The sequence below is a fragment of the Rhizobium sp. SRDI969 genome (genome assembly GCF_025152725.1).
GTDB lineage: Bacteria > Pseudomonadota > Alphaproteobacteria > Rhizobiales > Rhizobiaceae > Rhizobium > Rhizobium leguminosarum_I.
Map to the genome: position 1 here is coordinate 2,337,365 of NZ_CP104035.1, position 20,458 is coordinate 2,357,822.

The following is a 20,458-nucleotide window of genomic DNA, read 5'->3' on the forward strand; positions in this document are numbered from 1 at the left end:
GTCTTTACGGGGAGAGGGTTAGGGTGAGGGGCAGCCATCGGCGCGAACAGCACAGCCGTGGGACAGGCCCACGGTTGACGAAACTATTGTAGCAAGCGCGCCGATACGCCAAGCCCAAGGCGCGCGTGCTCTCTACTTCAAGAGCGCTTGCGCCTCTTCGATACCAAGCGCGGCCGGCTGCGTGCAGGTCGTGGTCAGGTCGATGAAACGGCCCTCTTCGCCCGATTTCAGGATCGATGTCATGACGTCGACGCCGTGCAGCGTGCGGTCGAGCGAGCAGCGCGCATCGCGGCCCTCGATCAACGACATCGCCATGTCGGCCAAGCCGGCGGTGCGGTAGTTGGCGCGCGATCCGCTCGGGTTTTCTTGGTTGATCTTGCCGAATGGATGCTCCCAGGCATCGAGCGGCTTGATGTCCTTGTCACGGCCGCTTGCCTCAACCACGCCGCCGAAGAAGTTCGGATCCGGAACGTAGAGCGAACCGTCGGTGCCGTAGAGTTCCATATTGGCATGGCGGTGCGACCACACATCCCAGCTTGCCGTCAGCGTCACCGTGGCGCCGTTGACGAATTCGAGCAGCGCCTGGATCGTCGTCGGCGTCTTGACTGGGATGATCTCGCCATTGCGCGGCGCGCTGGTGATCGTGCGGGTGGGCGACGCCATCGAGGTCATGCCGCCCACCCGTTTGACCGGGCCGATCAGGTTGATCAGATTGGCGATGTAATATGGGCCGAGATCGAGGATCGGGCCGCCCCCCGCCAGGAAGAAGAAATCCGGGTTCGGATGCCACATTTCCATGCCGGGGCTCATCACGTAACAGGCGCCCGATGTCACCCGGCCGATGCCGCCGTCGTCGATGAACTTGCGGGCGAGCTGATGGGCGCCGCCGAGGAACGTGTCGGGGGCGCAGCCGACGGCGAGGTTCTTCTGCTTGGCGATGCGACGAAGCTCCTCGCCCTCTTCGAGCGAAAGCACCAACGGCTTTTCGGAATAGACGTGTTTTCCGGCCTCGAGGATCGCCTTCGATACCCGGAAATGCGCATCCGGGATCGTCAGGTTGACGATGACGTCGATCTCGTCATTGACGAGAAGCTCGTCGATCGTCTGCGCTTTGACGCCATATTCCTCGGCCCGCGCCTCGGCCGCCTGCACGTTGATATCGGCGCAGGCGAGCACCTTCAACCCCTTGAAGAGCGGTGCCAGCGAGAAGTAAGTGGTGGAGATGTTGCCGCATCCGATGATGCCGACGCCAAGTTCCTTGGTCATGATGAAGCCTCAGTAGGTCTGGAAGGATGCGATCGAGCGGCTGATGTTGCGATCGATGTCATTCGGGTTATCGTGTTCGACGACGTAGTGCTTGGCCTTGGTGGCGCGCAACGCCGTCATCAGCCTGGCCCACTCGACCTTGCCGTGACCGACATCGGCCCAGCCGCTCTCATCCGTCGCCTCGCCAGCCGGCGCGATGTCCTTGACGTGCACGGCGGTGATGCGGGACCCAAGCTTCTCGATCCAGGCGAAGGGGTCGGCGCCGCCGCGGATAACCCAGGCAATGTCGGCTTCCCAGGAAATATCGGGCGCGCCTTCGAAGATGTGCTCGATCGGCCGCGAGCCGTCCTGCAGCTTGAAGAATTCGAAATCATGATTGTGCCAGCCGAATTCGTAGCCGGCAGCCTTATAAGGCTTGCTGATCTCCTGCAGGCGCTTGCCGAAGGCGACCCAGCCGGCAGCGTCGGACGGGCGTTCTTCGGCCGCCAGATGTGGCGCATAGATCGAATCCATGCCGAGGATCTTGGCAATATCAAGCGACTTCTGAACTTCCTTCTCCAGAAAATCAGGGCTGAAATGGCCGGTCGCCATGACCAGGCCATTCTTGTCGAGATCGGCGCGAAGGCTCTTCAGCCCGGCATCGTCGAGATCGGCATAGATGCCGCCGAAGCCTTCGACTTCGGCATAGCCAGCCTTGCCGAGCTTTTCGAAAATCACAGAATAGGGCTGGAAGTTGCGGGCGCTATAGAGCTGGTAGCTGAGTTTCGTCATCATGTTCTCCTTGGGCCTCGTGCCCATTCTTGCAAGATCAATCCGCCGACTGGCAGGAATACAGGTCGTAGAACCGGAACTCCGGAAGCGCGCCACGATCAAGCGGCCGTGCCGGGGTAAAGGTGATGCGGCGGCTCTCGCCGGCCGCAAGATCGAAGGCGTTGTCGGAATATTTGCCGTCGGTCTCGGTTTCGATCATCACGAAAAGCGCAAGTCCACTAGCGGTGACGTTGATGTCGACGGAACCATTCTCCTCGACATATTCGTGGGTAACTGTCAGGCCCGAGGGCTCCAGCTCCAGCGCCTTGTATGTGCCGTTGACGTAATGCCCCTCGCCGCCCGTACCGTTCGACGCGGTGAAGTGCCAGGCAAGCAGCGTTCCCTCGGGAATATCGGAGACGTCAATGCTCGTGGCAGTGACGGCCGCATCCGGCGAACACACAGCCTGCACGTCCTTCAGGTGCCGGCGTTCGCCCTTTACCGTCAGGATCGAGACTGCAAGATCAACGCTGACATCGGCAAGCGTGTCATTGACCAGCGAGAGGCGGATCGTCTCTCTGTCATCGGAAGGAATGGCAGCGACCGCGACCGGCTGGAAGAAGCGCTTGACGAGGTAGTGCATCGCCTTCCAGCGGCCGCCGTAATCGAGGCTCGACCAGGATGCCACCGGCCAGGTGTCGTTGAGCTGCCAGTAGATCGTACCCATACAATGGGGTTTGAGCGACCGCCAGTATTCCACCGCCGTCTTGATCGCCAGCCCCTGCTGGATCTGGGACAGATAGACGAAGTTCGGAAAATCCTTGGGGAAGCGGAAATAACGGAACATCGTGGCGGCGATGCGCTCGTTGCCGCCGGCATTCTTCTGGTGAAGCTCCATGACGGGGGAAGCGACGTTCATGTCCTTCTCCTCGGCATAGGTCCTGATCACAGGCAGCGAGGTATAGGACTGGAAGCCGAATTCCGAGCAGAAGCGCGGACGCACCGAACGGTAATTGTCGAACGACTTGTTCTCGTGCCAGACCGACCAGTAATGCATGTCGCCGGAACCGTCGGCATGCCAGGCATCGCCGAAATCGAGATAGCCGGACGCCGGGCTCGACGGCCACCAGAGCGCGCCGGGCAGCGCCTTCTTCACGGCCTGCTCGATCGTGCGGTTGAGCCGATCATAGGAGACGAGATAGCGGTCGCGGTCCTTCCTCGATTCCTCGAACCAGGTCAGCGCCCCGACCAGCTCGTTGTCGCCGCACCAGAGCGCGATCGACGGATGCGAGGAAAGCCGGCGCACTTGGTAATCGACCTCGATCGTTACATTGTCGAGGAAGTCCTCGGTCGAGGGGTAGAGGTTGCAGGCGAACATGAAGTCCTGCCAGACCATGAGGCCCAGCTGGTCGCAGAGATCGTAGAAATGATCCTGCTCGTAGAAGCCGCCGCCCCAGACGCGGATCATGTTCATATTGGCGGCTTTGGCCGATTGCAGCAGATCCTCGGTCTTCTCAGGCGAAGACAGCGAAAACAGCGCGTCGGCCGGGATCCAGTTGGCGCCGCGGCAGAAAATCTCGCGGCCGTTGACCTTGAAGGCGAAGCGGCTGCCTGACGCATCCGGCGTGGTGATCAGCTCGACGGTGCGAAGACCGATCTGCTTGGTCACCTCATCGGTCGGCAACTCGACGGAAAGCCTGTAGAGCGCCTGCTCGCCGCTGCCGGAGGGCCACCAGAGGCGTGGATTGTCGATATGGAAGAGGTGGTTGACATGGGTCTCGCCATTGACACCGACATCCAGGCGCACGCGCTCGCCGTCGAGCTCGAAATAGACCTGGGCAATGTCTGGCCCCTTGGAAAACAGCGTCGCCGTCACTTTGAGGTCCACCGAGCCGTCGTTATTATGGGTCTGGCGGGTGACCACATGTTCGATGCGCGCGGTTTCGAGCTTCTTCAGCGCGATCATCCCGTAAAGGCCGAGCGGCGCAATGGCGATATTCCAGTCCCAGCCGAAATGGCATTGCGGCTTGCGCAGCATGTTGCCGTCGGGGATCGGCGAGTTGCCCGTGCTGTAGGGAATGTAGAAGGGCTGCTGCTTCTGTCGCGCAGCGCCGACGGCGATGTTGGAGGCAAAGACGATGCGGATGCTGTTGTCGCCTGATTTCAGCATGCTGGAGACATCGGGCCGGTAGCGGCGGAAGCTGTTATCGGCTTCGAGCGCCAGGAAGCCGTTGACGTGGACGCTGGCGACCGTGTCGAGATAGTCGATATCGAGATACCAGTCGCCCTCGACCTCAGGAAGCGTGAAGCTGCGCTCGACAGCCCATTCACGTTCCGCGACCCACTGCACCTTTTCCTCGTTGCGGCCGAAATAGGGATCGGGGATCAGTCCTGCCCGGTGCAGCGCCGTGTGCACGTCGCCCGGCAGCATGATCGCCGTGCGGATCTCACCGTCGACGGAGGCAAGCTGCCACGAACCGGAAAGGTCGATGTTGGGAGTAGTTGATCGATGCGTCACGATATCGTTTCCGATTTATGATTTTGAAAGAGACGGCGTTTGGTCGTCGTCCGGTAGTTGTCGTTCGTCAGGGCTCCTTCCGGCCGCCTCACTCTCGTCATCCTCGGGCTTGACCCGAGGATCCACACCGCATCCACCAGCAGCCACGGGCATGGATCATCAGGTCAAGCCCGAGGATGACGGAGAGTGGAGTTGGCCCTCTCGCCGAACTCGCCCCGCCCGCAGAACCTTCTAGAGACGCAGCTCGCTTTCGGCGTCGAAGACCGAGGCGACCGTCATGTCGAAGCTGAGCTTAACCTTGGCTCCGACATTGAAGCGGCGTGCGCCGTTGACACGTACCGACATCGTGTGACCGGCATGTTTCAGCCACAGCAGATTGTCCGCGCCCATCGGCTCCTCGATATCGACGGTGGCGTCATGTTCTTCGCCGCCGGTATTCTCGTTGACCTTGATGTGTTCTGGACGAACGCCGAGCACCACCTTGCGGCCGGGCTGTAGCATCTCGCTAGCGTCGTAGGCAGCGAGCGAGAAAATGACGCCGTTGGCTGAAAAGGCAATGCCGCCGCCTGATTTGACCAGCTCGCCGTGCAGGAAATTCATCGACGGCGAGCCGATGAAACCGGCGACGAACAGATTGCGCGGCCTGTTGTAGATCGTCGTCGGATCATCGAGCTGCTGGATGATGCCGCTCTTCATGATGGCGATGCGGTCGGCAAGCGTCAGCGCCTCGATCTGGTCGTGGGTGACATAGATCATCGTGTTCTTCAGCGACTGGTGCAGGCGCTTGATCTCGACGCGCAGCTCCGAGCGGAGCTTGGCGTCGAGATTGGACAGCGGCTCATCGAACAGGAAAACGTCGACATCGCGCACCAGTGCCCGGCCGATCGCCACGCGCTGGCGCTGGCCGCCGGAAAGCTCGGCCGGCTTGCGCTTCAGCAGCGGCTGAATCTGCAGGATTTCGGAGGCACGCGCCACCCGCTTGTCGATCTCTGCCTGCGGCACCTTGGCGACGCGAAGACCGAAGGACAGGTTCTTCTCGACGGTCATCTGCGGATAGAGCGCATAGGACTGGAACACCATGCCGATGCCGCGGTCCTTAGGCTCTTCCCAGGTAACGTTCTTGCCCTTGATGAAGATCTGCCCTTCCGAGGCATCAAGCAGGCCGGCGATGCAATTCAGCAAGGTCGACTTGCCGCAGCCGGACGAGCCGAGCAGCACGAGAAATTCGCCGTCATTGATGTCGAGGTTGAGATCCTTCAGCACGCTCACCGCACCGAAGTTCAGGGACAGATCCTTGATGGAGACGCTTGCATTCATATTCATGAGATCAACCCTTCACTGCGCCGGCGGCGATGCCGCGGACGAAAAGCCGTCCCGACACGAAGTAGACGATGAGCGGCACGAGACCCGTCAGGATCGTTGCCGCCATGTTGACGTTGTATTCCTTCACGCCCTGGACGGAATTGACGATGTTGTTGAGCTGCACGGTCATCGGATAGGTATCCGGCCGGGTGAAGACCACGCCGAACAGGAAGTCGTTCCAGATGCCGGTCACCTGCAGGATCATCGCGACGACGAAGATCGGCAGCGACATCGGCAGCATGATCCGCAGGAAGATCTGCCAGAAGCCCGCCCCGTCGACACGCGCCGCCTTGAACAGTTCCTCCGGCAGCGACACGAAATAATTGCGGAAGAGCAGCGTCAGGATCGGCATACCGAAGATCGAATGCACGATGACGAGGCCGGTCAGTGTGCCGTAGATGCCGATTTCGCGCAGGATGATGACGATCGGATAGATCATGACCTGATAGGGAATGAATGCCCCGATGATGAGGATTGAGAAGAAAAGCTCAGAGCCTCTGAAGCGCCAGTTGGCCAGCGCGTAGCCGTTCACCGAGGCGATCGCGATCGAGATGATGACCGACGGCACCGTGATGCGCACCGAATTCCAGAAACCGCGTGACAGGCCATCGCAGTTGAGGCCGGTGCAGGCCTGCGCCCAGGCTTTCACCCAGGGTTCGAAGGTGACCTCCACCGGCGGCGAAAAGATGTTGCCGAGCCGGATTTCCGGCATGCCCTTCAGCGAAGTCACCACCATCACATAGAGCGGCAGCAGATAGTAAAGCGCTGCGATGATCAACGTGCCGTAGAGCATGATGTTGCGCGCCGACAGTGCCGGGCGTGGCCGGGGGCCGCTGGGGCCTTCGCCGAGTTTTGGTGCAACGGCGTCCATCCCGGCAACAACCGTGTTGAGCGTTTCTATATCAGCCACGTTTGCGCCCTCCGCCGAATTCCAGATAAGCCCATGGAACGATGATGATCGCGACTGTGACGAGCATCATGGTCGAGGCAGCAAAGCCCTGCCCCAAGTTCTGCGCCTGGAACATGTAGTCGTAGACATATTTCGCCGGCACTTCCGAAGAGATGCCCGGCCCGCCCGATGTCTGCGCGACCACGAGGTCGTAGACCTTGACGATGCCGGAGGCGATGATCACGATCGTCGTGATGAAGACCGGCCGCATCATCGGGATGACGATGAAGAGATAGGTCCTCCACATCGGAATGCCGTCCACGCGCGCCGCTTTCCAGATGTCCTCGTCGATCCCACGCAGGCCGGCAAGCATCAGGCACATGACGAGACCCGTTCCCTGCCACAGCGCAGCAATGAGAATGCCGTAGATGACGATTTCAGGCGTATAGAGCGGATTGAAGGTGAAACTCGTCCACCCGATCGAGCGGACCACCGCCTGAATACCGAAATCGGGGTTCAGAATCCATTGCCAGACGAGGCCGGTCACGATGAAGGACAGCGCGAAGGGATAGAGAAAGATGGTGCGAAAGGTGTTTTCGAAGCGGATTTTCTGGTCCATCAGCGCGGCGAGCATGAAACCGATGACCAGGCTGAAGATCAGCGAGAGGATGCCGTAGACAGCCAGATTCTCGATCGCTGTCACCCAGCGGGGTGCCGCCCAGAGGCGCTGGTACTGATCGAATCCGACAAAGCTCAGCCGCGGAAGGAGCTTGGAATTTGTGAAAGAATAAAAGATCGTCCAAAACGTGCCGCCGACAAAGATCACCAGCGCTGTCAGGATCATCGGGATGGACGCAATCTTGGCATTCAGATTGCGCAGCAACTTGTTTGGCCGGCCTGCTCGCGCTTGACCCGTCATAAACACTTCTCCTCAATCGCAACTGCGACAACTAACAGAACGGCAAGGCGCCGCCTGTCGTCTCCACCTCTGAAACCTGCTGAAGATACCAGAGAGACGCCGCCGCCCGCCGGACCATCACCGACCGTCCGGAACGATCCGGCCCCATGGGAGCCGGACCGCAAGGGCAGCGAATCTGCTGATCAGTCAGCAGAAGCGATGATCCCGGCGAAACGCTTCTGAGCGTCTTCCGGCGTCATCGACGGATTGGCGAAGAATTCGGAGAAAAGGTCTTCCTTCTGCTTCTGGCTGTCGGCCGAAAGCAGTTGGTCGGTGCCTTGGATCACGTTGCCCTTGGCCAGGATGTCGAGACCCTTCTTCATGCAGTCGTTAGCGGCAGCGAGATCGACGTCGCCGCGAACCGGCAGCGAACCCTTTTTCAGGTTAAAGGCAACCTGGGTCTTGGGATCGAGCAGGGTCTTGGCAAGCACCGCCTGCGCCTTGGACTTTTCTTCGTCCTTCAGCAGCGGGAAGTAGAAGGCGTCGCCGCCGGTCGAGATGATCTCGTTCACGCCGAGGCCCGGGAGGCAGGTATAGTCGGTACCGGCCTTCTGACCGGCGAGCGCGAACTCACCCTGTGCCCAGTCGCCCATGATCTGGCCGCCGGCCTTGCCTGTGATGACAAGGTTGGTGGCCTGGTTCCAATCCTGGACGTTGCTGCCTTTGGCCATGCGCCGAGCGTCGTCGGCCGCCTTGAACACCTTGGCGATTTCAGGACCGGCGGCAACTTCCGCATCCTTGTCCTTGAAGACCTTGTTGAAGGTATCCTTGCCGGCGACCGCAACCATCAGCACGTCGAAGGCGCCTGTCGCCTGCCACGGCTGACCGCCGACGGCGAGCGGAATGATGCCGGCCTTTTCGAGAGCCGGAGCCGCAGCGACGAACTCATCCCAGTTCTTCGGAACTTCGACGCCGGCCTTCTTGAAGGCGGCGTTCGAAAGCCACAGCCACTGCCAGGAGTGGATGTTGACGGGAGCGCAGTAGATCTTGCCGTCGATGGTGCAGGAATCGAGCAGGCTCGACGGACGAATGATATCCTTCCAGTGCTCGGCGGTCGCCACATCGGTCAGATCGCGCATCAGGCCGGCCTGAACGAGTTCCTCGGCCTGGCGGCCATGGTTGAACTGAGTGGCGCCCATCGGATCGCCGCCGGTGATGCGGCTGATCATGATCGGACGGGCAGTGCCGCCGGAACCGGCGATAGCACCGTCGACCCAGTGGTTGCCGGTGGCGTCGAATGCCTTTGCCAGCTCGGCGACGGCAGCGGATTCACCGCCCGAAGTCCACCAGTGCGTGACTTCGAGATCGGTGGCGTTGGCGGCGCCGAACGGAAGCGCGACCGAGGCGGCAAGCATGGTCGCCAATATACGGATTTTCATGAGTTCTCCTCCCTCACTGAAACGTTGCCGGAAAAACTTAGATCAATCGATTTCTCCACGCAACTGCCCGCAGGCAAATTTTTCCGCGATAACGCGAATTGCTACTTCTGCCTGTTTTCATCAGAAGCACCGCATCCCCTGAAGCGATATTCAGCCGGCCGTCCTCGCACATGCATTTTCAATCTATCTATTTGAATTTCAGTAGTAATTATACGTGATAAAATTAGCCGCGCGATTAAGTCTTTTCGCAATCGCAAAAAAACAGAGCACGAATTGCCGATTCAACCTATGCGTACCATGCTGCAATGCACACAACAAAAAGCACTCGACATTTCTACTGTATCGTTACAGATTGCATTCCTCAGGGAGGTGCGATTTTGGCATGCGGCGGGCTTACGACGCTGGAAAAAGCCTCTATAAGCGTCACCAATTCGCGCAGGACGGCCTAAAGGGATGGAAAACAAGGGAAATTTCGGGAACGCGGCATCGACGCCGGCAGCGCGCGAGCGCCCGACGTTGAAGACGATCGCCTTCATGACCGGCCTTGGCGTGACGACGGTGTCGCGCGCGCTGAAGGATGCGCCGGATATTGGGGCGGAAACCAAGGAGCGCGTGCGCATGGTCGCCCGCCAGCTCGGCTACCAGCCGAACAGGGCAGGTGTGCGCCTGCGCACCGGCAAGACCAACGTCATCGCCCTTGTTCTCAGCATCGACGAGGAGATCATGGGCTTCTCGAGCCAGATGGTCTTCGGCATCTCCGAGGTGCTATCCGGCACGCCCTATCATATCGTCATCACGCCGCATTCCCACAGCAAGGACCCGATGCTGCCGGTGCGCTATATCCTCGATACCGGTTCGGCCGACGGCGTCATCATCTCCCGCATCGAGCCGGACGATCCGCGCGTAAGGCTGCTGAGCGAGCGCGGCATGCCCTTTGCCACGCATGGGCGCACCGATGCGGGTCTCACGCACCCCTTCCACGATTTCGACAACGAGGCCTTCGCCCATCAGGCCGTGGAAAAGCTCGTCAAGCGCGGCCGGCGCCGCATCGCCCTGCTGCAGCCGCCGAGCAAGCTCACCTACTACGCCCACATCCGCATCGGCTTCCAGACCGGCCTGCATGATTACGGCGCCGAGGAAGTGCCGTTGCGCGTCAACACCGACGCACCGCTCGCCGACATCCGCGACATCGTCGAGGTGATGATGCGCTCGGCCAACGCCCCTGACGGCATCGTCTGTTCGGCCGGCAGTGCTGCAATCGCCGTCAATGCCGGCATCGAGGCCGCCGGCAAGGCACTCGGTCGCGATCTCGACATGGTCTCCAAGCAATCGGTTCCGATCCTGAACTGGATCCGCCCCGAGATCATCACCGCCCAGGAAGACGTGCGCCAAGCCGGCCGCGAAATGGCCAAAGCCGTCATCGCCCGCATCGACGGCGTCGAACCGGAACTGCTGCAGAGCGTAAGCCAGCCGACCTGGCCGGAGAGCAGCAGGTAGGCGGTCGGTTGAGGGAACGGATCGTCGGGCCCAAATCTCGACGATCAGCTTTGGATCATCACAGGTCGTCGACGACGAAATTCACCAGTCGCCCCGGGACCAGAACTTCCTTGACCACCGTTTTGCCGTCGAGCAAGGCCATGACGGAAGGTTCGGATCGCGCTGCTGCAAGCAGCGCCTCGCCGAGATCGGCGGCGGCTTCGAAGCGGTGGCGAACCTTGCCGTTGATCTGCACGACATATTCGCGGGTCTCCATCTCGATCATTGCAGGATCGAAGGTGGGCCAGGAAACCCATGTCAGTGTTTCCCCGTGACCAAGCTTGCTCCACAACTCCTCCGCAATGTGAGGCGCAAAGGGTGCGAGCAACAGCACGAATGTCTCCACCACTTCGCGCGGACGCGCTGCTTCCGACGTCAGTGCGTTGGCCAGTTCCATCAGCCGGGAAACCGCGGTATTGAACCGAATTGCTTCGATATCCGCCGTCACGGCCTTCACCGTCTGGTGGCGCAAGCGCAGAAGCTGCGGCCTGGGAGCCACCTCCAGCACCACTGGAGACAATCCGTCGCTCTCGTCGCAGACAATACGCCAGGCACGCTCCAGAAACCGACGCACGCCGATCACGCCAGCGGTCTGCCAGGGTTTTGCCGCGTCCAGAGGTCCCATGAACATCTCGTACAGGCGCAAGGCGTCGGCCCCGAACTGATGGACGACATCGTCGGGATTAACAACGTTCAGCTGCGACTTCGACATCTTCTCGACGGCGCGCTGCACTTCGACCGACCCAGCGAACCATCTACCCTCCTCGCCGACGACGGAAGACGGCTCGTAATACCGGCCTGCCGCGTCGCGGTAGGAATGAGCAAGGATCATGCCTTGGTTGAACAGCCGCTGGAACGGCTCTTCCGTCGAAACGACGCCGATGTCGTAAAGCACCTTGTGCCAGAAGCGGGCATAGAGCAGATGCAGGACCGCGTGTTCGGCGCCGCCGACATAGAGATCGACCGGCATCCAATAGCGCTCGGCTTCGCGCCCGACGGGTTCGCTGGTGTTCTCCGGATCGAGGAATCTGAGATAATACCAGCAGGAGCCCGCCCATTGCGGCATCGTGTTGGTCTCCCGCCGTGCCGGAATGTCGGTGCCCGGCACGATCGTTTCGACCCAGGCCTGCGCACGGGCAAGCGGCGGTTCGCCATCCGGCGTCGGAGCGTAGTCGTCCAGTTCAGGCGGCAGCAGGGGCAGGCATTCCTCGGGCAGCGGCATCACCGAGCCGTCCGCCAGATGCAGCACCGGGATCGGCTCGCCCCAGTAGCGGTGGCGGGAGAACAACCAGTCACGCAGGCGATAGATGACCTTAGGCCAGCCTGCGCCGCTCGCCTGCATCCAAGCGATCATAGCTTTCCTAGCCTCCGGCGAGGCCAGACCATTCAGGAAGCCGGAGTTGACTATCGTCCCCTCGCCCTCATAAGCCGCCTTTTCGATATCGTCCTCGCTGTCGATCACGCGAATAAGCGGCAGCTCGTGCGCATGGGCAAAAGCGTGGTCGCGCGCGTCATGAGCCGGCACCGCCATCAGGGCGCCGGTGCCGTAGCCAGCCAGCACGTAATCGGCCACCCAAACCGGCAGCCGGGCTCCGTTGGCAGGGTTGATCGCATAGGCGCCGGTGAAGACGCCCGTCTTCTCGCGCCCGGCATCGGCCCGCGCCGTCTCTTCCAATCCTTCGGCCTCGGCAATATAGGCGGCCACCGCCTCGCGCATTTCCGGCTCGACGATGGCGGCAACTGCTGGATGCTCCGGCGCGAGCACGATATAGCTTGCTCCGAACAGGGTCTCGGGGCGCGTCGTGAAGACGGTGATGACCTCTTTGCCGTGCTCGAGCGGAAACCGGATTTCGGCGCCCTCGGAGCGTCCGATCCAGTTGCGCTGCATGATTTTCAGGTTTTCGGGCCAGTCGAGGCCGTCCAGTCCCTGCAGCAGCCGATCGGCATAGGCCGTGATGCGCAGCATCCACTGGCGCATCCTGCGCCGAATGACGGGATCGCCGGTCTCGACATAACGCCCGTCCTTGACCTCCTCGTCGGCAAGCACCGCGTTCTGGGCCGGGCACCAGTTGACCGCGACCTCCGCCTGATAGGCGAGGCCCTTCTCTAACAGCTTCAGGAAGATCCACTGCGTTCAGCGCACATAAGCGGGGTCGGTCGTGGCAAACTCACGACTCCAGTCATAGGAGAAGCCCAGCCTCCGCACCTGCCCGCGAAACGTCTCGATATTGCGCTTCGTCGTGATATCGGGATGCACGCCAGTCCGCATCGCGTGGCGCTCCGCCGGCAGGCCGAAACTGTCCCATCCCATCGGATGCAAGACATTGAAGCCGCGCATGCGTTTGTATCGGCACATGATATCAGTGGCCGTATAGCCGAGAGGATGGCCGACATGCAGGCCCGCACCGGACGGATATGGAAACATGTCGAGTGCGTAGAATTTCGGTCTGGCCGGATCGATTTCCGCTCGGAAGATATGGTGGTCCGCCCAATAGGCCTGCCACTTCAGTTCGATCTTTGTGGGATCATAAGGCATGAATTACTCCTGGCGCCGGCCGGCTTTGCGGCGGCGTGTCCTGAAAAATGGAGGCGTTCTTTGGTTCAGGAGCAGCTACAGCTGCCGGTGCTCCGGTGACGTCCGGCAGCCGCGGCTAAGTCGAAGCACGTGCGGAGTTGCAGCAAGCAATCTCATTACCGCCTGCAGAACGGAAAAAGCACAATACGGCTTGGGAAACGATCTGATGTCCATGGATGGTAACTCAGGCAAATAAACGGAAAGCAAACGACAGCGTCGACCCGGCTCCGATCAGGAGGCCGTGGTCATAAGTCGTGTACCGCTTCTGCGGGCGATTGGTGCTTGAGTTGCCATAGTCATAAGCCAAGAGTGCCCGATAAGATCGCTCATGCCAAGAGTGTATTTGCACGAAAAGCTCCGTTCAGATCCGCCAGGTTTCTTACCAGCTGATCGGAGCACCGCCGCGATCTTCGGATGACTGCCTCGCCGCGCCGCGTCACCGCATGGATAGCGCGGTGGACGGATGGCGCCAGCGACTAGATGATCAGGGTGTGCCGCATCGGCTCGAAAAAAGCCCAGATTGCCCGCCATCTCAGAGACAAGCCACGGGGGAATCGACAGGATGCAGCAAAACGGTGTGCCCTATTTTAGCCAGTGGGAAACACCGGGCATGACGTTGCCGGTGCTTGCCCAGGGATCGCAGGCCTTGCTCAGCGATCCGCTCTGGCGCCATTCGGGAGCCGCGACTATCGAGGAATATGCGCGCTGGGCGGTCAATGTCTGCGGCATGGCCTGCCTGAAGATGATCCTTGCCGCCCGCGGCGAGATCCATCCGACACTCGAACTTGCCCGCGCCTGCACTGCCTTTGGCGGTTATGTCGTCAGCGAGATCGATGCCTCGATCAAAGGGCTGATTTACGCGCCCTTCGTCCGCTTCGTCGTCGAGCGCTTCGGGCTTAGCGCGGAGACGGTGACCGGTGTCGAGACATCAGACCTTCCAGAGCTTCTGTCGAAGCAGCCGTTCTTTATCGCATCGGTGAACTCAGGCATCCGCTGGCCGGAGCGAGAACCACCGTCGAAAGGCGGACACTTGGTGCTGGTGACGTCAGCCTCGCAGGAGACGATTCGCTTTCACAACCCGTCCGGCCACGACAAAGCGAGCCAGGCCGATGTGACTCTGCCGCTTGCGGTCTTCGACCGTTTCTTCGCCAATCGCGGCATATCGGTCGACGCCTGACCTATTCAACACCAGATCGTTTCGGAGGCTTTCATGACCCCATCCCCAAACAGGCTGCGCATTGCCGTTCTCTTCGGCGGCCGCTCGGCCGAGCATGAAGTTTCCGTGCTCTCGGCAACCAATGTCATGGGCGCACTCAAGCCCGAGAAATACGATGCTATCCCTATTTTCATCACCCGCGAGGGGCAATGGCTGCTGAGCAGTTTCGAGGACGGCATACTGGCGACGCCTTCATCGGGCACGGAAATCTGCCTGGTGCCGGGTGGGCGCGGCCGCGTGCTGGCAATCCCAGCTCGTGGGGCGCCGCATGACCTACCAAAGGTCGACATCCTGTTTCCTGTTCTCCACGGCCAGCATGGCGAGGACGGATCGGTGCAGGGTGCTGCGGAGGTGGCCCGCGTTCCACTCGCCGGTTGCGGCATCCTCGGCTCCGCCGCAGCGCTCGACAAGGACATCGCCAAACGCCTGCTGAGGGCGGCGGGCCTGCCGGTGGCGCGCGCGGTGACGATCCATGAGGGTGGCGCCCCTTCACTGGCAGCCTTGGAAGGCGAGCTTGGCCTGCCGCTCTTCATCAAGCCTGCGCGCCAGGGATCGTCGGTCGGCGTTGCCAAAGTCCATGCCAGCCAGGAATTCGCGCCCGCCCTTACTGAGGCCTTCCGCCACGATCGCACGCTGCTCGCCGAGGAATTCGTGCGCGGCCGTGAGATCGAATTCAGCGTATTGGAAGATCCAGCAGGAGAACTCTTTGTCTCCCGGCCGGGCGAGATCGTGCTGGCGGAAAGCCACGGTTTCTATAGCTACGATGCCAAATATGTCGACGAGAAAGGTGCGGCGCTGAAAGTGCCGGCCGAACTGCCGCAGGAGATCGAGACCGCCATGCGCGACGTGGCCGCAAGAGCCTTCCGGGCCGTCGGCTGCGACGGCATGGCCCGCATCGACTTCTTCCTGACCGATGACATGCGGTTCCTCGTCAATGAAATCAACACCATCCCCGGCTTTACCGATATCAGCATGTATTCCAAGGCGATGGCCGCAAGCGGCATCACCTACGCCGAAATCATCGACCGACTGGTGGACCACGGCCTGGCGCGCGCCCGCCGGACCGCCTGAGACGGGAGCTCGATCATGAACGGGCTGGTCTTGATTTCGGGATGTTCCGGCGGTGGAAAATCGACACTGCTTGCGGAACTTGCCGCCCGCGGTCATGCCATCGTCGAAGAGCCCGGCCGACGGATCGTCAAACAGGAACTCGAGGGCGGCGGCGCGGCCCTGCCCTGGGTCGACATGGCGGCCTTTACCCGCCGCGCAATCGAGATGGCGATGGCTGACTACACGACGGCGCGTGAGCAGGCCGGCTGGACGTTCTTCGATCGCGGGCTGATCGATGCGGCGGCAGCGCTGCAGCACCTGACTGGAGAACCGGTCCTGGAAAAATTGAGCGCCGCCCACCGCTATCACCCGAGGGTTTTTCTCACGCCGCCGTGGCCCGAAATCTACACGACCGACCCCGAGCGGCGCCATGGCTTCGACGAGGCGGTCGCCGAATATGATCGACTTGCCGCCGTCTATCCGAAGCTCGGCTACGACGTCGTCACGCTGCCGAAAATCGTGGTCGCCGACCGCGCGGATTTCATCCTCGACTGCCTCTCTCGGGAAACGAGGCAGCAGTAGACGACATCGTTATAGTGTTGCTCAGCCGCCCGCCTTCTCAAAAAGGGTTTAGGGCCTGCGAAAAACGCACCACTGGAACGACTGCCGGCCACCGCCGGGTGTCGTGTGTTCCTCCCGCCAGTCACGCTGAAGCGCGAAGGTGGACGAGAATTCGGTCGCAAGCGCCACCGCGTCGTAACGCTGGACCGGCAAGCCGCTGCACCGTTCCGGCCCGTCCGGCGCGAAAGTCGCGATGATCACGACGCTGCCTGGCGCTGTGCCGCTTTCGAGCGCGCGGCGGTAGGCCAGCCGCTGCTCGGGCTCGGTGAGGAAGTGAAAAACGGCGCGGTCGTGCCACACATCGTAGTGGCGGTCGGGTTGCCATGACGTGACGTCGGCAACCACCCAGGCGATGCGGGCGGCTTCATCCCGCAGTCGCGCCTTGGCGACTTCGAGCGCCGGCGCAGCGATGTCGAGGACGGTGAGGTCGGACCACCCGCGCTCGACAAGACGGTCAACAAGGCTCGATGCGCCGCCGCCCACATCGATCAGCGAGGCCGTGGGCGGCAGTTGCAGCTCGTCAAGCGCCCGCAAGGAAGGCCCGGGCATCGGCTGATACCAGCTGACGCTGTCGGCAGATTTCGTGCGGTAGACCTCGTCCCAGTGTTCCCGCTTCTCGCCCGTCATCCGATATCCCCGTCTCTTGTAGAACCCGATATCCTCCAGCACCGAGCGTCTTTCAGACGCGCAAAGGACGCTGTAGTATTTGAATTAAGCAGTAGCTGATCAACATGTAAGAACTGAGACGTCTGCAACCAATCGCAGTGCGCCCAAGATCATGTTCCGCGTTTCAGGAAGCGAGGTGCCGGTAAACGAGATCGGCAGGCTCCGTTCGGGGTGCTCTGGAATCGAGACGCGCGCCCAGCCGCTCCGCAACGGCAACGGATGCCGCGTTGCCGAGAGCGATATAGCTGACGAGCGACGGCAGCTTGAGCGTCGCGAAGGCCCAGTTGCGCAGCGCGAGCGCCGCTTCGGTCGCATAGCCTCTGCCTTCGTATGCCTCATAGACGAACCAGCCCAGTTCCTTTTCGGGAAAGAGTGGTCCGTGATTGATCCCCACCTGACCGACGCATTCGCCGGTTTCGCCAAGCTCGATCGTAAGCGCTCCGTGCCCGAAAAGCTGCCACAGAGCGACGTCGTGACAGAACATTCCCCAAGCCGCGCGCAGATCGAACGGGCCGCCCATTCCGACGGATCGCGGCGAGGCCATGATCTCAGCATAGGCGGCGAAATCGCCGATTTCAGGCATGCGGAGCTTGAGACGCTCGGTTCGAATGGTCACCGTGCCCGCTTCGGACATGTCGTCACCTTCTCTGTCAGCTTGGGTTTGGAGTTTCGGCCGTTGAACGGAATATTCTAGCTTTCAAATGCCGGAACGAATTGCAACGTCCCGCTTGGTGGAGATCCCCGAAAGACAATCCTCTGCACGAGCCGCGTATCGAGGTCGAGATGCTTCAGTTGTCCGTCGCTGCTGAAACCGACACGGCTATATATCTCGGGATTGCCGATCAGGGCGCATCCGCTGGCGCCGCGCTCTTTCAACAATTCGAGACCCCGTGCAATCATCGCCTTGCCGATACCCTGTCGCTGTCTCTCCGGCTTGACCGATATCGGCCCCAGCCCGAACCAGCCGTCATGCGCACCGTTGATCGTCACCGCCGAAAACGCCACATGGCCGAGAATCTCGCCGTCCTCCTCTGCTACCAGCGATATCTCGAGATCGCCCTTCGCGCGAAGTCTTCGGACAATCTTCGCTTCCGTACCGTCGCTGTAGGGCATCGGCTTGAATGCGGTCGAGGTCAGATCATGGATCGCATCAATATCATCAGGCGTTTCGTATCGGATGAGCATATCTGTCAATTCCTCAAGGGCGATAGCTCACAGGTGCTATGCAGGGAAAGTCGAAGACCAGCAAGCCGGGCTCCTCCAGCGGCAGTTGCGCCACGACTTGCCCTTGCCGGTTCAGCACCGCCGTCGGTCCCCAGGCGATGCGCCCATTGCGCTCACCCGTTACGTCGGACGATATCAGCCACAGACCTGTCTCGCGGCATCTTTCGCCGCGAACGGCATTATGCATCTGCTTGAATATTTCCGCCTTTTCCCGTGGCATCATGTTGTTGGAGAGGCATACGATCAGCGACGCGCCAGACGCGGCGGCCTTTGCCGCTGCTTCGGGAAAATTCGTGTCGTAGCAGATGTTGATTCCGAAGCGCAGGGCACCGATCGGAAAGAGCAGGCTCTCCTTTCCTGCCTCGAAAGCCCGTTCGCCGCGCAGCAGGTGGGTTTTCCGGTAGCGGCCGAGGAGGACACCGCGCTCGACGACGATGGCGGTGTTGAACAATCGCCCATCATCGATCTCGATCAGCCCCATCACCAGTACCGGTCCCGACTTCGGCAACCGATCGAGGACCGCCGCGAACTCGGCCGATGCCAGATCGAGGGCAACGCGCCGCGCCGATGCTTCATCGGTCAGGTAGCCCTGGAGAAAACCTTCGGGAAAGACCAGCAGGGCCACGCCATCAGCCTCGGCGAACGCCGCGACCCTAACCGCATAATCCATTGCCGCCTCGACATTCTCCCGAAACTCCGGCGTCTGGGCGGCGGCTATCCGAATGCTCGTCACTTAGACCTCCGGGTTCTCGGCCGCGGCATCTCAGCAAGAGGCCCGGCACTGTGGCCGGGCCTCTTCTTGAAAATCGGGCTGAACCTCAAAAGGTCGAGGCACCGCTGCCCCAGGGGCCGTGGTGGAAGTCCTTACCATCAAGGCGGTCGAAGCCGTGGGCGCCGAAGAAATCGCGCTGTGCCTGGATGAGGTTTGCCGTTCCCCTGCCCTGGCGATAGGCGTCGAAATAGGTCAGCGCCGAGGTCAGTGCAGGAACCGGCAGGCCTGCGGCAATCGCGGCGCCGACGACGCGGCGAAGCGCCGGGATCGATTCCTTGACCATGTCGGAGAAGGCTGGCGTGACGATCAGGTTTGCAGCGTCAGGTGCCTTGGTGAAGGCCGAGGTGATCTCGTCGAGGAACTGCGAGCGGATGATGCAGCCGGCGCGCCAGATCCGGGCAATCGTCGGCATCGGCAGCGACCAGTTGAACTCGCGCGATGCTTCCGCCATCACCGCGAAGCCCTGCGCATAGGCGCCGATCTTAGCGGCGAAAAGCGCCAGTTCCAGATCCTTGTTCAGCGCGGGGCCGTAAGTAATCGGGAAGGACACAGCCTGCGTCCCGAAGATCTTTTCGGCGGCTTCGCGCTGCGACTTCATCGAAGAGAGACTGCGGGCGGCGACGGCGGCTTCGATCGCCGTTGCCGGAATGCCCATGTTCTGCGCCTCGATCGCCGACCACTTGCCGGTGCCCTTCTGGCCGGCCTTGTCGAGGATCATGTCGACCATCGGCCCGCCGGAGACCGGATCGGTGGCGGCAAGCACCTTCTCGGAGATTTCGATCAGGTAGGAGTTCAGCCGGCCTTTGTTCCATTCGCCGAAGATGCCGGAAATTTCGGAGGCGCTCTTGCCGAGGCCGTCGCGCAGGATGCCGTAGATTTCGGCGATCATCTGCATGTCGGCATATTCGATGCCGTTATGGATGGTCTTGACGAAATGGCCGGCGCCGTCATTGCCAAGCCAGGCGACGCAGGGCTCGTCATTGTAGCGGGCGGCAATCGAGGTCAGCACCTTCTCGACGCGCCTCCAGGACTCTTCGGTGCCGCCGACCATGATCGACGGGCCATGGCGCGCACCTTCTTCGCCGCCGGAAACACCCATGCCGATGAAGGTCAGATCGGTATTCTTCAGCCGGTCGAAGCGGGCGACGGTGTCGCGGAAATTGGCGTTGCCGGCATCGATCATAATGTCGCCCTTGGAGAGATGCGGGCGCAGCAGCTCCATCTGCTGGTCGACGGGCTCGCCCGCCTTGATCATGATGATGATCGGACGCGGTGGCCGGATCGCATCGACGAACTCTTCGATGGTCTTGCAGGGAATAATCTGCTTCTTCAGATCGCCGGCGCTTTCGTAGAATTCGTCGGTTTTCTCCGGCGTGCGGTTGAACACCGCGATTTTATTGCCTTTCTCCGCGATGTTGAGCGCCAGGTTGGAGCCCATGACCGCAAGGCCGATCAGTCCGATTTCTGCCTTTTCCACGACAAACCTCCGATGTGTCATTTGGACCGGTGTTGTGGCACTGTCTCGGTCAAACGGCAAGTCTCGCAAGGGTCTAATCGGTTCGCAAAAGCCAATGAAATGAGGCTTGCAATATCCCCGCTTGTCCGACAACCCACCAGCTGCCGCCAATCCGGAAGCCGCAAGTTTTTTGTGCGACCTGCCCGTAAAGCCCTATCTC

Annotated in this window: 16 protein-coding genes and 1 pseudogene; 4 read left to right on the top strand and 13 right to left on the bottom strand. The window is 61.1% G+C overall.

Features of this window, described 5'->3' with window-relative positions; genetic code table 11:
• Positions 1-132 precede the first annotated feature (132 nt).
• The 7 genes from N2A41_RS11760 to N2A41_RS11790 form a co-directional block, all read right to left on the bottom strand.
• Positions 133-1,266, bottom strand: a complete 1,134-nt coding sequence (locus N2A41_RS11760; protein ID WP_170261114.1) for a Gfo/Idh/MocA family protein — start codon at positions 1,264-1,266, stop codon at positions 133-135.
• Between the two features lie 9 nt (positions 1,267-1,275).
• Positions 1,276-2,037 (bottom strand): sugar phosphate isomerase/epimerase family protein, encoded by a 762-nt coding sequence (locus N2A41_RS11765; protein WP_017964640.1) that lies wholly within the window; start codon positions 2,035-2,037, stop codon positions 1,276-1,278.
• Between the two features lie 37 nt (positions 2,038-2,074).
• On the bottom strand, positions 2,075-4,534 hold the full coding sequence (locus N2A41_RS11770) for a beta-mannosidase (RefSeq protein ID WP_260110999.1): 2,460 nt from the start codon (positions 4,532-4,534) through the stop codon (positions 2,075-2,077).
• 231 nt (positions 4,535-4,765) lie between these two features.
• The gene (locus N2A41_RS11775) at positions 4,766-5,857 is read right to left on the bottom strand and encodes an ABC transporter ATP-binding protein (protein ID WP_170255704.1); all 1,092 of its coding nucleotides are present in this window, start codon (positions 5,855-5,857) and stop codon (positions 4,766-4,768) included.
• A gap of 4 nt (positions 5,858-5,861) precedes the next feature.
• Positions 5,862-6,806: a carbohydrate ABC transporter permease gene (locus tag N2A41_RS11780; RefSeq protein ID WP_222387531.1), complete on the bottom strand. Its 945-nt coding sequence runs from the start codon at positions 6,804-6,806 to the stop codon at positions 5,862-5,864.
• Positions 6,799-7,704, bottom strand: coding sequence for a carbohydrate ABC transporter permease (locus N2A41_RS11785; RefSeq protein ID WP_018480776.1), 906 nt, complete (start codon positions 7,702-7,704; stop codon positions 6,799-6,801). Before N2A41_RS11785 ends, N2A41_RS11780 begins: the two co-directional genes overlap by 8 nt.
• Before the next feature lie 182 nt (positions 7,705-7,886).
• Positions 7,887-9,122, bottom strand: a complete 1,236-nt coding sequence (locus tag N2A41_RS11790) for an ABC transporter substrate-binding protein (protein ID WP_222387532.1) — start codon at positions 9,120-9,122, stop codon at positions 7,887-7,889.
• A 453-nt stretch (positions 9,123-9,575) separates the two neighbouring features.
• Here N2A41_RS11790 and N2A41_RS11795 point away from each other — a divergent pair, with 453 nt between their 5' ends.
• Positions 9,576-10,619 (top strand): LacI family transcriptional regulator, encoded by a 1,044-nt coding sequence (locus tag N2A41_RS11795; RefSeq protein WP_260111000.1) that lies wholly within the window; start codon positions 9,576-9,578, stop codon positions 10,617-10,619.
• Between the two features lie 58 nt (positions 10,620-10,677).
• On the opposite strand, the pseudogene leuS reads toward N2A41_RS11795, so the two are convergent.
• Positions 10,678-13,194: pseudogene (gene leuS / locus N2A41_RS11800) on the bottom strand (leucine--tRNA ligase).
• 601 nt (positions 13,195-13,795) lie between these two features.
• Here leuS and N2A41_RS11805 point away from each other — a divergent pair.
• The 3 genes from N2A41_RS11805 to N2A41_RS11815 are packed head-to-tail and all read left to right on the top strand — an operon-like array spanning position 13,796 to position 16,081.
• On the top strand, positions 13,796-14,410 hold the full coding sequence (locus N2A41_RS11805; RefSeq protein ID WP_260111001.1) for a C39 family peptidase: 615 nt from the start codon (positions 13,796-13,798) through the stop codon (positions 14,408-14,410).
• Between the two features lie 33 nt (positions 14,411-14,443).
• Entirely contained in the window at positions 14,444-15,520 is a 1,077-nt protein-coding gene (locus tag N2A41_RS11810) for a D-alanine--D-alanine ligase family protein (protein ID WP_260111002.1), read from the top strand.
• Positions 15,521-15,535: 15 nt separating this feature from the next.
• Positions 15,536-16,081, top strand: a complete 546-nt coding sequence (locus N2A41_RS11815; RefSeq protein WP_260111003.1) for an AAA family ATPase — start codon at positions 15,536-15,538, stop codon at positions 16,079-16,081.
• Positions 16,082-16,129: 48 nt separating this feature from the next.
• On the opposite strand, the gene N2A41_RS11820 is transcribed toward N2A41_RS11815, so the two are convergent.
• The 5 genes from N2A41_RS11820 to gndA form a co-directional block, all read right to left on the bottom strand.
• On the bottom strand, positions 16,130-16,747 hold the full coding sequence (locus N2A41_RS11820) for a class I SAM-dependent methyltransferase (RefSeq protein ID WP_260111004.1): 618 nt from the start codon (positions 16,745-16,747) through the stop codon (positions 16,130-16,132).
• 163 nt (positions 16,748-16,910) lie between these two features.
• Positions 16,911-17,420, bottom strand: a complete 510-nt coding sequence (locus N2A41_RS11825; protein ID WP_260111005.1) for a GNAT family N-acetyltransferase — start codon at positions 17,418-17,420, stop codon at positions 16,911-16,913.
• Positions 17,421-17,476: 56 nt separating this feature from the next.
• Positions 17,477-17,971 carry a GNAT family N-acetyltransferase gene (locus N2A41_RS11830; RefSeq protein ID WP_260111006.1) on the bottom strand — a complete coding sequence of 165 codons (495 nt, stop codon included), beginning with the start codon at positions 17,969-17,971 and terminating at the stop codon, positions 17,477-17,479.
• Between the two features lie 13 nt (positions 17,972-17,984).
• Positions 17,985-18,743 carry a carbon-nitrogen hydrolase family protein gene (locus tag N2A41_RS11835; protein ID WP_260111007.1) on the bottom strand — a complete coding sequence of 253 codons (759 nt, stop codon included), beginning with the start codon at positions 18,741-18,743 and terminating at the stop codon, positions 17,985-17,987.
• 85 nt (positions 18,744-18,828) lie between these two features.
• On the bottom strand, positions 18,829-20,280 hold the full coding sequence (gene gndA / locus N2A41_RS11840) for an NADP-dependent phosphogluconate dehydrogenase (protein ID WP_260111008.1): 1,452 nt from the start codon (positions 20,278-20,280) through the stop codon (positions 18,829-18,831).
• Between the last annotated feature and the right edge of the window lie 178 nt (positions 20,281-20,458).

What these genes read in the sequence shown, in the direction of transcription:
- N2A41_RS11815 (WP_260111003.1), top strand. Translation starts at nt 15,536, where the DNA reads ATGAACGGGCTGGTCTTGATTTCGGGATGTTCCGGCGGTGGAAAATCG.
- N2A41_RS11775 (WP_170255704.1), bottom strand. Translation starts at nt 5,857, where the DNA reads ATGAATATGAATGCAAGCGTCTCCATCAAGGATCTGTCCCTGAACTTC.
- N2A41_RS11830 (WP_260111006.1), bottom strand. Translation starts at nt 17,971, where the DNA reads ATGCTCATCCGATACGAAACGCCTGATGATATTGATGCGATCCATGAT.
- N2A41_RS11760 (WP_170261114.1), bottom strand. Translation starts at nt 1,266, where the DNA reads ATGACCAAGGAACTTGGCGTCGGCATCATCGGATGCGGCAACATCTCC.
- N2A41_RS11825 (WP_260111005.1), bottom strand. Translation starts at nt 17,420, where the DNA reads ATGTCCGAAGCGGGCACGGTGACCATTCGAACCGAGCGTCTCAAGCTC.
- N2A41_RS11765 (WP_017964640.1), bottom strand. Translation starts at nt 2,037, where the DNA reads ATGACGAAACTCAGCTACCAGCTCTATAGCGCCCGCAACTTCCAGCCC.
- N2A41_RS11795 (WP_260111000.1), top strand. Translation starts at nt 9,576, where the DNA reads ATGGAAAACAAGGGAAATTTCGGGAACGCGGCATCGACGCCGGCAGCG.
- N2A41_RS11805 (WP_260111001.1), top strand. Translation starts at nt 13,796, where the DNA reads ATGCAGCAAAACGGTGTGCCCTATTTTAGCCAGTGGGAAACACCGGGC.
- N2A41_RS11820 (WP_260111004.1), bottom strand. Translation starts at nt 16,747, where the DNA reads ATGACGGGCGAGAAGCGGGAACACTGGGACGAGGTCTACCGCACGAAA.
- N2A41_RS11785 (WP_018480776.1), bottom strand. Translation starts at nt 7,704, where the DNA reads ATGACGGGTCAAGCGCGAGCAGGCCGGCCAAACAAGTTGCTGCGCAAT.
- gndA (WP_260111008.1), bottom strand. Translation starts at nt 20,280, where the DNA reads ATGACACATCGGAGGTTTGTCGTGGAAAAGGCAGAAATCGGACTGATC.
- N2A41_RS11810 (WP_260111002.1), top strand. Translation starts at nt 14,444, where the DNA reads ATGACCCCATCCCCAAACAGGCTGCGCATTGCCGTTCTCTTCGGCGGC.
- N2A41_RS11790 (WP_222387532.1), bottom strand. Translation starts at nt 9,122, where the DNA reads ATGAAAATCCGTATATTGGCGACCATGCTTGCCGCCTCGGTCGCGCTT.